Annotated in this window: 13 protein-coding genes and 1 riboswitch; of the genes, 9 read left to right on the top strand and 4 right to left on the bottom strand. The window is 71.6% G+C overall.

Annotation, left to right across the window (positions count from 1 at the left end):
- Window positions 1-22: 22 nt before the first annotated feature.
- Window positions 23-1,813 carry a hypothetical protein gene (locus tag ACFVGW_RS15980; protein ID WP_385852389.1) on the bottom strand — a complete coding sequence of 597 codons (1,791 nt, stop codon included), beginning with the start codon at window positions 1,811-1,813 and terminating at the stop codon, window positions 23-25.
- Window positions 1,814-1,869: 56 nt separating this feature from the next.
- Window positions 1,870-2,811, bottom strand: a complete 942-nt coding sequence (locus ACFVGW_RS15975) for a glucosyl-3-phosphoglycerate synthase (protein WP_385852388.1) — start codon at window positions 2,809-2,811, stop codon at window positions 1,870-1,872.
- A 133-nt stretch (window positions 2,812-2,944) separates the two neighbouring features.
- Window positions 2,945-3,097, top strand: a riboswitch (SAM riboswitch).
- 17 nt (window positions 3,098-3,114) lie between these two features.
- Between ACFVGW_RS15975 and thrC the strand changes: the two genes are divergently transcribed.
- From thrC to ACFVGW_RS15945, 6 genes are all read left to right on the top strand, one after another.
- Entirely contained in the window at window positions 3,115-4,407 is a 1,293-nt protein-coding gene (gene thrC / locus ACFVGW_RS15970; RefSeq protein WP_383225932.1) for a threonine synthase, read from the top strand.
- 104 nt (window positions 4,408-4,511) lie between these two features.
- On the top strand, window positions 4,512-4,787 hold the full coding sequence (locus tag ACFVGW_RS15965) for a MoaD/ThiS family protein (RefSeq protein WP_352191605.1): 276 nt from the start codon (window positions 4,512-4,514) through the stop codon (window positions 4,785-4,787).
- A 444-nt stretch (window positions 4,788-5,231) separates the two neighbouring features.
- Entirely contained in the window at window positions 5,232-5,435 is a 204-nt protein-coding gene (locus ACFVGW_RS15960) for a cold-shock protein (RefSeq protein ID WP_005315736.1), read from the top strand.
- Between the two features lie 332 nt (window positions 5,436-5,767).
- Window positions 5,768-7,396, top strand: coding sequence for a chaperonin GroEL (gene groL, locus ACFVGW_RS15955; RefSeq protein ID WP_361437039.1), 1,629 nt, complete (start codon window positions 5,768-5,770; stop codon window positions 7,394-7,396).
- A gap of 148 nt (window positions 7,397-7,544) precedes the next feature.
- Window positions 7,545-8,012: an SRPBCC family protein gene (locus tag ACFVGW_RS15950; protein ID WP_383225929.1), complete on the top strand. Its 468-nt coding sequence runs from the start codon at window positions 7,545-7,547 to the stop codon at window positions 8,010-8,012.
- Window positions 8,009-8,548, top strand: coding sequence for a GNAT family N-acetyltransferase (locus ACFVGW_RS15945; protein ID WP_385852387.1), 540 nt, complete (start codon window positions 8,009-8,011; stop codon window positions 8,546-8,548). Before ACFVGW_RS15950 ends, ACFVGW_RS15945 begins: the two co-directional genes overlap by 4 nt.
- Before the next feature lie 51 nt (window positions 8,549-8,599).
- Here ACFVGW_RS15945 and ACFVGW_RS15940 read toward each other — a convergent pair whose 3' ends face one another.
- Window positions 8,600-8,944, bottom strand: a complete 345-nt coding sequence (locus ACFVGW_RS15940; RefSeq protein WP_383292827.1) for a deoxyxylulose-5-phosphate synthase — start codon at window positions 8,942-8,944, stop codon at window positions 8,600-8,602.
- A 9-nt stretch (window positions 8,945-8,953) separates the two neighbouring features.
- The gene (locus ACFVGW_RS15935) at window positions 8,954-10,045 is read right to left on the bottom strand and encodes a GlxA family transcriptional regulator (RefSeq protein ID WP_385852386.1); all 1,092 of its coding nucleotides are present in this window, start codon (window positions 10,043-10,045) and stop codon (window positions 8,954-8,956) included.
- A gap of 104 nt (window positions 10,046-10,149) precedes the next feature.
- Here ACFVGW_RS15935 and ACFVGW_RS15930 point away from each other — a divergent pair, with 104 nt between their 5' ends.
- From ACFVGW_RS15930 to ACFVGW_RS15920, 3 genes are all read left to right on the top strand, one after another.
- Window positions 10,150-10,764, top strand: a complete 615-nt coding sequence (locus ACFVGW_RS15930) for an isochorismatase family protein (RefSeq protein WP_385852385.1) — start codon at window positions 10,150-10,152, stop codon at window positions 10,762-10,764.
- 121 nt (window positions 10,765-10,885) lie between these two features.
- Window positions 10,886-11,980, top strand: coding sequence for a calcium-binding protein (locus tag ACFVGW_RS15925; RefSeq protein WP_383571779.1), 1,095 nt, complete (start codon window positions 10,886-10,888; stop codon window positions 11,978-11,980).
- Window positions 11,981-12,188: 208 nt separating this feature from the next.
- A complete protein-coding gene (locus ACFVGW_RS15920; protein WP_385852384.1) occupies window positions 12,189-13,727 on the top strand; it encodes an alpha/beta hydrolase in 1,539 nt (512 codons plus the stop codon).
- The last annotated feature ends 46 nt before the right edge of the window (window positions 13,728-13,773 follow it).

The raw sequence follows: 13,773 nt of genomic DNA, 5'->3' as shown, positions 1-13,773 counted from the left end.
ACAAATCTGGCGAATCCACGCCTCATGGCTCGCGGCGCCCGCGGAGGGCCGCCTTCGCCACCGCACCGGTCGCCGCCAGGGCGAGTGCGAGGCCGCCGAGCAGCCAGAGCCGCTCACCGCTCGATCCCGTCTCGGCCATCGTGCCGCCGGGGCCGTGCGGGGCGGTGGGGCGCGGCGCGTGGCCGGCGGGGGCGGCGAGCAGCCCGGCCTCGGACTCGCTCGGATCCGGGCCTTCCGCGGCCTTCGGGTCCGCCAGGTCCCTCGGGTCCGTCCGCTTCGGGGTCGGGGTCGGGGTCGGAGTCCCGGTCGCGGCCGGGGTCCCGGTCCCGGTCCCGGTCGCGGTGGCAGTCGGCGTCGGCGTCGGCGTCGGTGTCGGTGTCGGTGTCGGCTCAGGCGTCGGCGTGGCCGTCGGGCTCGGCTTCGGCAGGACGATGACCGGGGTCACGGCGCAGGCCGGATCCTCGCTGCCCGGCCCGCAGTTCGTGCGGGGCGACGTGGCCTCGATGCCACTCGCCAGCCTGCCGTCACCGCGCACCGGGTCGTCGACCGTGACCGAGTAGGTGATCCTCGCCGTCGCGCCGGCCGGGATGTCCCCCGTGTAGGCGATCGAGCGCCCGTCGTACGTCGCGGTCCCCGTCGTCGCCTTCGCGTCGCCGTTGTAGACGGCGTCGTCCAGGTTCCCCGTCAGGTCGTCGCCGAACCGGGCGTCCTGATGGCCGAGGCGGCCGGTGTTCTTCGCCGTGATCGTGTACGTGACGGTGTCGCCCGGCTTCACCTTCCGAGGGTCCGCCGTCTTGGTGATCTCCAGGTCCGGCACCGGTACGGAGAAGGCGAGCGCGGAGGGCACGTATGTGTCGCCCGTCGGAGTGAACGTCAGCTCCGTCGACCGGGCGCCCACCGGAAGGGTGCCCTCCGGGATGTCGAAGGCCGTGACGAGGGAGGCGCCCGTGCCGCCGGCGGGGTGGGCCGCGGTGACGTTCCTGCCGCCCACGAGGAAGGCGTCGCCCGGTGTGCTCCCGGCGCCGTAGACCGTCACGCTCGCCCGCGCCCGGCCCGCCGCCCGGTGGAAGCCGTCGACGGCGATCGTGGTCGCCGGGGAGGTGGACCGCTGGAGGACGTGCCCGCCGTAGACGCGGACGGCGCGCCGGTCCGGGGCGAAGGCCGGCTCGGGGCCGGGGAACTCGTGGACCAGTGTCAGGGACCAGCCCGCCACACAGTCCGTGCCCAGGGCCGTCCAGATGCCGCCGACCGTGACCGGCGTGTCGGTGCCGGTCACGCCGGCGAACGCGGCCGTGACGTCCGACTCGCCCGTGTAGTAGTGCGCGCCACCGGTGTCGGCCGGGTCGGTCACCATGCTGTCGATCGAGACCGTCGCCTCCGGCCCCGTCCCGACCTTGATGCGCGGTTCGGTCGTGGCGTGGTCGTCCGACGGGGTCGCCGCGTCGCGGCCGGCGTCGGTGCACCGTTTCGACAGGGCTCCGCTGGGCGTCCTGTACGTGCCGTCGTGCCCGCCCCAGAAGAGCCGGGCGTACGCGACCTTGGCGCCGACCGGGATCACGACGCGAGCGGTCCCGGAGCCGGTCCCGGTGGCAGCCCCGGTGCCGGTGCCGGTGCTGGTGCCGGTCCCGGCGCCCGCGGTCACGGCCGCGGTGGCGCCGATGGTCGTGAAGTCGCCGTACAGCGAGGCTTCGTAGCGTTTGCCGAACGGCTCCACCACGTCCGCCGCGGCCGGGCCGGCCGCGGCGAGGGTGAGCGAGCCGAGCGAACCGAGTGAGCCGACGGCGAGGCCGAGCACCGCCGGCAACGTGGTCATTCGTGGAGGGAGCGGCATAGAACGGAAATGTATGCAAAAAGCATCATCATCCCGCGCTACGCCACGCGGCGGTGCGTGTACTCCGTGATGTCGATCATCGGCGGACGCTCCTCGGTGTCCACCGCGTACGTCCGCGGGGTGAATCCGTCGTCGCCCCGCTCGAACTGCGTCAGCCGGGGCCGCACCAGATGCCCGCGGGAGAGCCGCAGCTGCGCCGTCCGGTAGATCGCCGCCGCCATCCTGCCGAGCGCGCGGCCGTCCTGGTGCCGGTGCTTGCGGACCCCGACGTCGACCTGGGCGAGCGCGTCCAGACCGACCGTGTGGAGCGCATCCACGAGCAGGCCCAGCTCCACTCCGTAACCGACGGGGAACGGCAGCCGTTCGAGCAGCGAGCGGCGCGCCGCGTACTCGCCGCCGAGCGGCTGTACGAAGCCGGCCAGCTGCGGCCAGTGCAGATTGAGCAGCGGCCGTGCCACCAGCTCGGTCACCCGTCCGCCCTGACCTGGGGAGTCGCCCAGCGGACGGTCGTACATCGCCTTGACGAAGTCGACGTCGGGGTCGGTCAGCAGCGGGCCGACGATCCCGGTCACGAAGTCCGCGGAGAAGTCCCGCAGATCCGCGTCGACGAAGCAGATGATGTCCCCACGCGTCACCATCAGTGACCGCCACAGCACCTCGCCTTTGCCGGGCACGGCCGGAATCCCGGGCAGGATCGCGTCGCGTGCCACGACACGCGCACCGGCCGCCGCCGCGAACTCCGCCGTACGGTCGGTGGAGCCGGAGTCGATCACCACCAGCTCGTCCACGAGCGGGACCGCCTCGGTCATCAGCTCCCGGCGGATCACCGAGACGATGTCGCCGACCGTCGCCTCCTCGTCGAGGGCGGGCAGGACGACGCTGACCGTCGTCCCGTGCTTCGCCGCCAGGATGCGGTCGAGCGAACGGTCCGCCACGGACCAGGACCGCCGGCCCAGCCAGCGCTCCACTTCCTCCAGCACGTGATCTCCATCTCGCGGTTCGGACGGCAGGTTCAACCCTCCGGGCCTTCGGTTACAGTCTTGAACAACGCGGATGCCCGATGCATGTCGGGGTCCCACCCGCGTCTCACAATCGCTTCACACAATCGAATACCGCTCATCCAGAGGGGCAGAGGGAAACGGCCCGTTGAAGCCCCGGCAACCCTCCAGTCGGTCTCGTCCGCGACACAACGCGCCAGCGAGGCTCCCGGCTAGGGAAGGTGCCAAATCCGTCTCATGACGACATTCGTCATGAGAAAGATGAGGAGAAAGGGCCTCGCCTCCATGGCTGTACAGACTGTTTCCACCGAAACCTCCCGGACCGTCGACCTCGGTCCCGCTTCGGGCCTTTCCTGCCGGGAATGCGGTGAAGTCTTCCCGCTCGGCCCGATCTTCGCCTGCGAGCTCTGTTTCGGCCCCCTCGAAGTCGCGTACGACCTCCCCACCGGTGACCCCGAGGCGCTGCGCAAGCAGATCGAGGCCGGCCCCGCCAACATCTGGCGCTACGCCCCGCTGCTGCCCGTCCCGGCCGACGTCGCCGAGAAGCCGAACCTGAACCCCGGCTGGACCAAGCTCGTCCAGGCCGACAACCTCGCCCGTGAGCTCGGTGTCGAGCCCGGCAAGCTCTTCGTCAAGGACGACTCCGGCAACCCGACGCACTCCTTCAAGGACCGCGTCGTCGCCCAGGCCCTGGAGGCGGCCCGCGCCTTCGGCTTCACCACGCTGTCCTGCTCCTCCACCGGCAACCTGGCCGGCGCCGTCGGCGCCGCCGCCGCCCGCGCCGGCTTCCGCTCCTGCGTGTTCATCCCGCACGACCTGGAGCAGGGCAAGGTCGTCATGGCCGCCGTCTACGGCGGTGAGCTGGTCGGCATCGAGGGCAACTACGACGACGTCAACCGCTTCTGCTCCGAGCTCATCGGCGACCCGCTGGGCGAGGGCTGGGGCTTCGTCAACGTCAACCTGCGTCCGTACTACGGCGAGGGCTCCAAGACGCTCGCGTACGAGATCTGCGAGCAGCTGGGCTGGGTGATCCCGGACCAGCTCGTGATCCCGATCGCCTCCGGCTCGCAGCTCACCAAGATCGACAAGGGTCTGCAGGAGCTCATCAAGCTGGGCCTGGTCGAGGACAAGCCGTACAAGATCTTCGGCGCGCAGGCCGAGGGCTGCTCGCCGGTGTCGGCCGCCTTCAAGGCCGGTCACGACGTCGTGCGCCCCCAGAAGCCGAACACCATCGCCAAGTCGCTGGCGATCGGCAACCCGGCCGACGGCCCGTACGTCCTCGACATCGCCCGCCGCACGGGCGGCGCGGTGGAGGACGTCGACGACGAGCAGGTCGTCGAGGCGATCAAGATCCTCGCCCGTACGGAGGGCATCTTCGCCGAGACGGCGGGCGGCGTGACGGTCGGCGTGACGAAGAAGCTGGTCGAGGCCGGTCTCATCGACCCGGCCCTCACCACGGTCGTGCTCAACACGGGTGACGGCCTCAAGACGCTGGACGCGGTGGCCGATACCTCGCAGGCGACCGCGACGATCCGCCCGAGCCTGGACGCGTTCCGCGAAGCAGGCCTGGCGGGCTGACGCCCGCGACCGCCGAGGTGCGGGGGCGGCCGGTGAGCCGGCCGCCCCGGCCCCCGGCCACCCCCGTCCCCGCCCCGCCCGAAGCCACCGAAGGTGAACACCCCATGAGCGTGAAGGTCCGCATCCCCACCATCCTCCGCACCTACACCGGCGGCCAGGCCGAGGTCGCCGCCGAGGGCGCGACCCTGTCCGAGGTCATCGCCGACCTGGAGAAGAACCACGCGGGCATCGCGGCCCGTGTCCTGGACGACCAGGGCAAGCTGCGCCGCTTCGTGAACGTCTACGTCAACGACGACGACGTCCGCTTCGAGCAGGGCCTGGAGACGGCGACCCCCGACGGCGCCGGCGTCTCGATCATCCCGGCCGTCGCCGGAGGCTGATCGTCCGGCGAGGTGCGGGCGGCTGCAGGGCCGTCTCGGCGCCCCCGCGTTACCCGGCGTAACCGAATTGCCCCTTCCGCGAGAGAAGCGGAGGGGGCAATTCTGCATGGTTGAGCGCGGTAGAGTTGGGGAAGTCCCCCCGGCTTTCCCTCGCTGCTCGTGCCAGACGCATATGAGAATGCGCCCGCACGCGACAAGAAGCAGCCAAAGTGCACGTGCGTTGTGTACCTTCTGCGCGCTTTGCCGGGCCCGACTTGCCCCGGAATTCAGTAAATTCTCCGCAATTCTCCTTTACGCCATGCCCAGAATTCTCGCCCGATTGACCTGTTGCAGAGGGCAGTTGGGCAGATACATTCAGCCGCGGTCGACGCGTTCCGGCGCAGGGTCTGACCCGGGTCCGCGAAGTGCGGTCCCGCGCAAGGGCCAGTAATAGGGGAGTTAGGCATGGCTCAGGGCACCGTCAAGTGGTTCAACGCGGAGAAGGGCTACGGCTTCATCGCGGTCGACGGTGGTGCGGATGTATTCGTCCACTACAGCGCGATCCAGATGGACGGCTACCGCACCCTTGAAGAGGGTCAGCGGGTCGAGTTCGAGATCTCGCAGGGCCAGAAGGGTCCGCAGGCGGACATGGTCAAGCTCGCCGTCTGAGCACGGCGCGATCGGCCACCACGTACGCACTCACGCGTTCTCACGCCGAGGGGTCCGCATCCTGACCGGGATGCGGGCCCCTCGTGCGTGCGCGTCGCGTGCGCCGGCGGCGCGCGACGGGGTTCCGATCATCGAGAGGCGCTTGCACTCGCATGGGCCGAGTGCTAATCATTGGCGTTAGCACTCTGAAGGTGAGAGTGCTTACGAGGATCGGGCAGACGAGGTCCGCGGCCAGGTGGGGCAAGGAACCACAGGGCACGCAGGCCGTCCGTCGCGGGCGTCGGCGCGGTCCTGGAGCGTTATCCACCCCATGTCCGGGAGGACCACTTCACATGGCCAAGATCATCGCGTTCGACGAGGAGGCACGGCGCGGTCTCGAGCGCGGGATGAACCAGCTCGCCGACGCCGTCAAGGTCACCCTTGGCCCCAAGGGCCGGAACGTCGTCCTCGAGAAGAAGTGGGGCGCCCCCACGATCACCAACGATGGTGTGTCCATCGCCAAGGAGATCGAGCTCGAGGACCCGTACGAGAAGATCGGCGCCGAGCTGGTCAAGGAAGTCGCCAAGAAGACGGACGACGTCGCCGGTGACGGTACGACCACCGCGACCGTCCTCGCCCAGGCGCTCGTCCGCGAGGGCCTGCGCAACGTGGCGGCCGGCGCCAACCCGATGGCCCTCAAGCGCGGCATCGAGAAGGCCGTCGAGGCCGTCTCCGGCGCCCTGCTCGAGCAGGCGAAGGATGTCGAGACCAAGGAGCAGATCGCTTCCACGGCCTCCATCTCCGCCGCCGACACCCAGATCGGCGAGCTCATCGCCGAGGCGATGGACAAGGTCGGCAAGGAAGGCGTCATCACCGTCGAGGAGTCCCAGACCTTCGGTCTGGAGCTGGAGCTCACCGAGGGTATGCGCTTCGACAAGGGCTACATCTCGGCGTACTTCGCCACCGACATGGAGCGTATGGAGGCGTCCCTGGACGACCCGTACATCCTGATCGTCAACTCCAAGATCTCCTCCGTGAAGGACCTGCTCCCGCTGCTGGAGAAGGTCATGCAGTCGGGCAAGCCCCTGCTGATCATCGCCGAGGACGTCGAGGGCGAGGCCCTGTCGACCCTGGTCGTCAACAAGATCCGCGGCACCTTCAAGTCCGTCGCGGTCAAGGCTCCGGGCTTCGGCGACCGCCGCAAGGCCATGCTGAACGACATCGCCATCCTCACGGGCGGCACGGTCATCTCCGAGGAGGTCGGTCTCAAGCTCGAGAACGCCGGCCTGGACCTGCTGGGCCGCGCCCGCAAGGTCGTCATCACCAAGGACGAGACCACGATCGTCGACGGTGCCGGTGACAGCGAGCAGGTCGCCGGTCGCGTCAACCAGATCCGCGCCGAGATCGAGAACTCGGACAGCGACTACGACCGCGAGAAGCTGCAGGAGCGCCTGGCGAAGCTCGCCGGCGGTGTTGCGGTCATCAAGGCCGGCGCCGCGACCGAGGTCGAGCTCAAGGAGCGCAAGCACCGCATCGAGGACGCCGTTCGCAACGCGAAGGCGGCCGTCGAGGAGGGCATCGTCGCCGGTGGTGGCGTGGCCCTGCTCCAGGCCTCCAACGTCTTCGAGAAGCTCGAGGCCGACCTCTCGGGCGACGAGGCCACGGGTGCCGCGATCGTGAAGCTGGCCCTGGAGGCCCCGCTGAAGCAGATCGCCGTCAACGCCGGCCTCGAGGGTGGCGTCGTGGCGGAGAAGGTCCGCAACCTGCCCGTCGGCCACGGCCTGAACGCCGCGACCAACGAGTACGTGGACCTCATCGCCGAGGGCATCATCGACCCGGCGAAGGTGACGCGTTCCGCCCTGCAGAACGCGGCCTCCATCGCCGCGCTGTTCCTGACCACCGAGGCCGTCATCGCCGACAAGCCGGAGAAGGCCGGCGCGGCCGCTCCGGGCGGCATGCCGGGCGGTGACATGGACTTCTGAGCCTCGGCTCGGTAGTTCCTCGCTGTACGCGACCGAGGGCGGCACTCCCAGCTGGGGGTGCCGCCCTCGGGCGTTCGGGGTGATGCTGGTGGGGTGGGGTGGTCAGCCCCTCCCGGAAGCGGAGCCTCTCGGAAGGCGGGAGCGATCCATGATCACGCTGCTGACGACACCGGCCGACCGCGAGCTGGTCATCACCCGGACCTTCGACGCCCCGCCCGCCCGCGTCTGGGAGGCGTGGACAAGACCCGAGCACGTACGCCAGTGGTACGGCGTGGCCGCCCTGCCCACGGTGATCTCCGACGTCGACCTCACGGTCGGCGGCGCATGGCGCTGGGGCCAGAAGGCCCCCGACGGCCGCGAGATCGTCTTCTCCGGCACGTACGAGGAGATCGTCCCGAACGAGCGCCTCGTCTACACCGAGGTCTTCGAGCTCATGCCGGGGCCCCCGGTCCATGTCACCCTCACCTTCGACGACACGCCGGACGGCGGCACGGCGCTGACCAGCACATCGATCTGGCCGTCGTCGGAGATCCGCGACCAGGCGCTGGCGACGGGGATGGAGGCGGGGGTCAAGGAGGAGTACGACCGTCTCGCGGCCTATCTGGAGACGATGTGAGCCTCGACGTGCCGCGGCTGCCCGCGGGGGCGTACGACCTGCGCCCCTGGGAACGCGCGGACCTCCCGCTCGTGGAGGAGGCGTCGACGGACCCGTACATCCCGCTGACCACGTCGGTCCCGCCGGTGTACTCGGAGGCGGAGGGCGAGGGTTTTGTACGCCGCCAGTGGCACCGCTCGGAGTCGGGCGCCGGATACTCCTTCGTCATCGTCCGCCGCCGCGACGACCGGCCGGCCGGGATGATCGGCCTCTGGCTCCGCGACCTCCCGGAAGGCCGCGCGACCGTCGGCTACTGGGTCGCCCCCTCCTGCCGGGGCGAGGGCGCGGCCGGAGCGGCGCTGACCGCGGTGAGCGCGTGGGCCATGGGTGAACTGGGCATCCCCCGAATCCAGTTGCTCGTCGAACCGTGGAACGAGGCCTCGGCGAAGACGGCGGAACGGTCCGGATACGCCCGCGAGGGCCTGCTGCGCTCCTGGCAGGAAGTGGGCGGCGAACGGCGGGACATGGTGATGTACGCGAGGGTGCGGGTGCCGTAGGGGCGGGGCGCGGCGCACGCGCCTGTCCGGCCCGAGGCCGTGCCGGTCGTCTCAGTGCACGTCGCGGCGGACCAGCACCCGGGCGAACGGCTCGCCCGTCCGGCGCGCGTGCGTCATCCGCTCCCGGACCTCACCGAGCGTCCGGGGTCGGTACCCCGGCCCTCCGCAGCAGCTCTTGTGGAATCGCACCCCCGCGTTCAGCAGCACCGAGAGGGTGCGCCAGGCGGCCGTGTCCCGCCTGCGGGGCGGGGCGAAGGCGGAGCCGACGTGGATCAGCTGCCGTGCGCAGCGCGGGCAGCGCCGACCTGCACGGCTGTCCGGGTCGCCGTACGGCTGCTTGTACGAGGCCCGGCAGGGCAGACACACGAAGGACGTCTTGCTGTGGGCGTTGTACATGCGGCCAGGCTACGTGGCGGGAACGGGGCCCGTCGCGGCCTTTCCCGGCCCGGACCGCCCCTGGCCGGGTCCCCCGGCCGGCGTCGGGGCCGTCCGCTCCCCGGGGGCCGTGCGGAAGCGGAGGCGGTACTCCGTGGGGGTGGTGTCGAGGCGGCGGCGGAAGGCTCGGATCAGGGTGTCGGTCGTACCGAAGCCGCAGGTGGACGCGATCCGTTCGAGGGTCGCGTCGGTGGTCTCGAGTGCGGCGCGGGCTCGTTCGACGCGCGCGGACTCGAGGTAGACGCCCGGGGTCACGCCGAGTTCCTCCTTGAAGATCCGGGTCAGCTGGCGGCTGCTGACGTGCGCGAAGGCGGCGAGGTCGTCGACGGTGAGCGGTTCGTCGAGGTGGCGGGTGATGTGGTGGCGGAGGTCCTCGATGCGACGGGTGGTGGAGAGGGGTTCGAGGGGGACGCCGAACTGGCTCTGGCCACCGGGGCGCTTCAGGTACATCACGAGCTGGCGGGCGACGCGCAGCGCGACCGTCTCGCCGAAGTCCTCGGCGACGAGGGCCAGGGACAGGTCGAGGCAGGCGCTGATCCCCGCGCCGGTCCACACGTCACCCGCGCGGATGAAGATCGGGTCGGCGTCGACCTCGACGAGCGGATGGTCGGAGGCGAGCTGCCGCGCGGTCGACCAGTGGGTGGTGGCGCGCTTGCCGTCGAGGAGCCCGGCGGCGGCGAGGATGTGCGCTCCCACGCAGACGGACGTGACCCGGCGCGTCCGCCCGGCCAGGGCCTTCACCCGGTCGACGACGGCGGGTTCGGCGAGGGCGTGGACCCGTCGCTGGTCGTCGACCTCGACGGAGCCGGGGACGAGGAGGGTGTCGATGCTCCGGGCGCCCGCGGCGCCGAGCAGTTCGTCGAAGGTGACGTCCGGGACGATCCGTACGCCCGCGGAGGTGGTGACGGGGTCCGTGGTCTCGGCGGCGAGGACGACGCGGTAGCCGGACGCGTCGTCCGTCTCGCGGCGCAGGAGGGCGAAGACCTCCGGCGGACCGGTGACGTCGAGCAGGTCGACGCCCTCGAAGAGGACGATGACGATCAGTCGTTCCACCTGGCTCATCTCGATGTCCGTATCTGCAAGTCGGGCGACATTGCCGACGCCGCGCGGTCGGCCATAGCGTTTCAGACGTAGCGAAACAGCCCGAGCCAGGGGGTATTTCTTCCATGGGTACGACTCGTACGACGACGACTCTGCGCGAACTCAACGGCTTCGACCAGACGCCCGCGTCGCTCTCCGACGCGACGCTGATCCTCGTCGACTACCAGAACACCTACACGCGCGGTGTGATGGAGCTGGACGGCTGGCAGGCCGCGCTCGACTCCGCCGCCGCGCTCCTCGCCCGGGCCCGGGAGGAGGGGGCGAAGGTCGTGCACGTCGTCAACGACGGCGGTGAGGGCACGCCGTACGACATCCGCGAGGACATCGGCGCGATCCACCCGAGCGTGGCCCCGGTCCAGGGGGAACCGGTCGTCGTCAAGAAGGTCCCGAACGCCTTCGTCGACACCGATCTGGCGGGCCACGTGGACGCCGCGGGGCACAAGGATGTCGTCGTCGCCGGGTTCATGACGCACATGTGCGTGACGTTCACGGCGGAGGGCGCGTTCCTGCGGGGCAACCGGCCCACGATCGTCGCCGACGCGTGCGCGACCCGCCCGCTGTGGACGGAGGTCGCCGACGTACCCGCCGAACAGCTCCACCGGGGCGCGCTCGCGACGATCGCCGACCTCTACGGGGTCGTGGTGGCGTCCGCGGCGGACCTCGGCGGCGCTCACCGCTGAGGCGTGCACCCGAATGCGGCCAGCGGTCGCCGCCCCGCAGCAGGCGACGTAGCGTCCGGATCGGTGACCGAGCGTCCACAGGTGTGACGTTCCGTGATGATTCGGGCTTCTGGAGGTCCGCGTGATTCCCTACCGCGTTTCCGGCCTGCTGGCCGCTGCCGCGCTCCTCGCTCTCGGCCTGCCGGCCGGGACCGCCGCCGCCGCACAGCCCACGTGCTTCGGCGTACCCGCGACCCTCACGGGGGCGGGGACGATCCAGGGGACCGCCGGCGACGACGTGATCGTCGGGTCGGCGGGCGCCGATGTGATCGACGGTGCGGGCGGCGACGACCTGATCTGCGCCCTGGCCGGGGACGACACCGTCGCGGGCGGCCTGGGCGACGACCACGTCAACGCCGGGGCGGGTGACGACAACGCCCGTGGCGACGTCCTCGCCCTCACCGGTGACGCGGTGGGCGGCGGCGACGACCGTGTCTTCGGCGGCGAGGGGGACGACCGGCTCGGTGGCGACAGCTTCGCGCTCGCCGGGGCGGCCACCGGCGGCGGCGACGACCAGCTGTTCGCGGGGCCGGGCGACGACGTCGTGGCGGGGGACAGCCGGGGCAGGAGCGCGACCGGCGGCGGCGACGACGTACTGGACGGCGGTCCGGGGGTCGACGACATGGCCGGGGACTCGGTCGCGACCCTCACCGACGCCTCCGGAGCCGGTGACGACGTGCTGCGCGGCGGGGCCGGCACCGACATCCTCATCGGCGACAACAACGCGCAGCGGAACGCCTCTGGCAGCGGCGGGAACGACCTCCTTGAGCTGGGTGCGGACGGCGGGTTCTTCGCCATCGGCGACCACAACGCGGCGGAGGGGACGGCCTCCGGAGCCGGTGACGACCGGATCGTCGGCGGCAGCGCGGGCGAGGTCCTCCTCGGCGACAGCTCCGTGAACACCACGGCGCCCACCAGTGCGGGCGACGACCTCATCGAAGGGCGGGGCGGCGACGACCGGCTGCTCGGCGACAACGCCGACTTCTTCATCGAGAACACCGTCGGTACGGCCGGTGGCGAGGACCAGCTCCTCGGCGGCGGGGGTGCCGACCGGCTGAAGGCCGGCCCGAGCGCCGACGTCCTCCTCGGAGGCGCCGGGTCCCCCGACGTCTGCGACGGCGAGACCGGCACGGACGTGGCGGCCGGCGGCTGCGAGACGGTCACGAACGTGCCCTGACGGACGGCCTCCACGGGGGTGGGGCTGCCGGGGCCGGTGCGGTGCGGGCCGGTGAGGGTGCGGTGCTGTGCGGTGCGCTGCGGTGCGGTGCGGTGCGGGCCGATGCAGAGCGGGCCGGGGGTGGGGCCGGGGCCCGGGGGGCAGCCCCACCCCGGACCGTCCCGGCTGCCGGATGGGATCATGACGGCACGTCAACGAGGCTTGCCGCATGACGACTTACGCATCCAAGGCCCTGCTGATCGCCCTCTCCGCCACCGCCGTCGCGGCCGGCCTCACCGCGACCGGTTCCGCCTCCGCCTCCGCCGCCTCCGCCGATTCGGCCGCCGTGATCCCGTCCGCCGGACTCGTGTGGACCGAGTGCGCCGTCACCCATCCGCACCTCAAGCCCAGGCCGCTGCCCGGGCAGGAGTGCGCCACCCTCTCCGTACCCCTGGACTACAGCGACCCCCGGGGCCGCCAGGTCGGGATCGCCGTCTCCCGGCTCCGCAGCGACGACCCCGGTGAGCGGCGCGGGGCGCTGGCCGTGATCCCCGGGGGCCCGGGGAGCTCCGGGGTGCAGCGGCTGACGACGAAGGCGGAGGCGCTGCGGCGGGAACTGGGCGGCACGTACGACCTGGTGGCGATGGACCCGCGCGGGGTGGGCGGCAGCGTCAGGGCGAACTGCCGTCTGGAGGAGGACGACCGGCGCATGGTCACCCTCCGGTCCTGGCCGGGCGCCGACGGGAGCATCGCCGAGAACGTCGCCAGGTCCCGGCGTACCGCGGAGGCGTGCGCGCGCAACGGCGGCGAAGAGCTGGCGAGCATGACGACGGCGAACCAGGCGCGGGACCTGGACCGGTTCCGGCAGGCGCTCGGCGAGGAGAAGCTGTCGGCCTGGGGAGTCTCGTACGGTACGTACGTCGGCGCGGTGTACGCGCAGAGGTTCCCGCACCGTACGGACCGCTGGGTGCTGGACAGCAGCAACGACCCCGACCCGAGGCGGGTGGCCAGAGGCTGGCTCGCGTACCTGGGGCAGGGTGCGGAGGACCGCTTCCCCGACTTCGCCGCGTGGGCGGCGCACCCGGACCGGGCGCCCCAGGGGCTGCGGCTCGCGGAGCGTCCCGAGGACGTGCGTCCGCTGGTGATCGCGCTGGCGGAGCGGCTGGACCGGGCACCGGCCGAGTCCACCACCCCCGGCGCCCCGCTCACCGGAACCGTCTTCCGGCAGGCCCTGCAGAACGCGCTCTACAGCGACGCGGCCTTCGCCGGGTTCGCGCGGCTGGTGGTGGACGCCCAGGACCCGAGGACCAAGCCCGCGCTTCCGCCGGAGCTCGCCGCCGCGCTGCCGGACGAGGACGTGGCGATGATGGTCGGCGTCATCTGCAACGACGTGAGCTGGCCGCGCTCCGTCGCCGCCCACGAGCGGGCCGTCGCGGCGGACCGCGTGCGCCACCCGCTCACGGCCGGGTTCCCGGTCAACATCACGCCCTGCTCGTTCTGGAAGGCCCCGGCCGAGAAGCCGACCCGGATCACCGACCGGGGTCCGTCCAACATCCTGATGATCCAGAGCCTCCGCGACCCGTCCACCCCGTACGCCGCCGGCCTGAAGATGCGCGCGGCCCTCGGCGACCGTGCCCGGCTGGTCTCCGTCGGCCAGGGAGGGCACGGCATGTACGTGGGCAACGGCAACGCGTGCGGGAACGCGGCGGTAACGGAGTTCCTGCGGACGGGGAAGCGCCCGGCGCGCGACACGTACTGTGCGAACTGAGCGCGGTGGGCCCGCGCCGTCGTCGGCGCGGGCCCGCCTCTTCCCG

This window comes from Streptomyces sp. NPDC127129 (assembly GCF_042671585.1).
In the GTDB taxonomy this organism is placed as follows: domain Bacteria; phylum Actinomycetota; class Actinomycetes; order Streptomycetales; family Streptomycetaceae; genus Streptomyces.
This window is presented reverse-complemented; position numbering and strand designations above follow the sequence as displayed.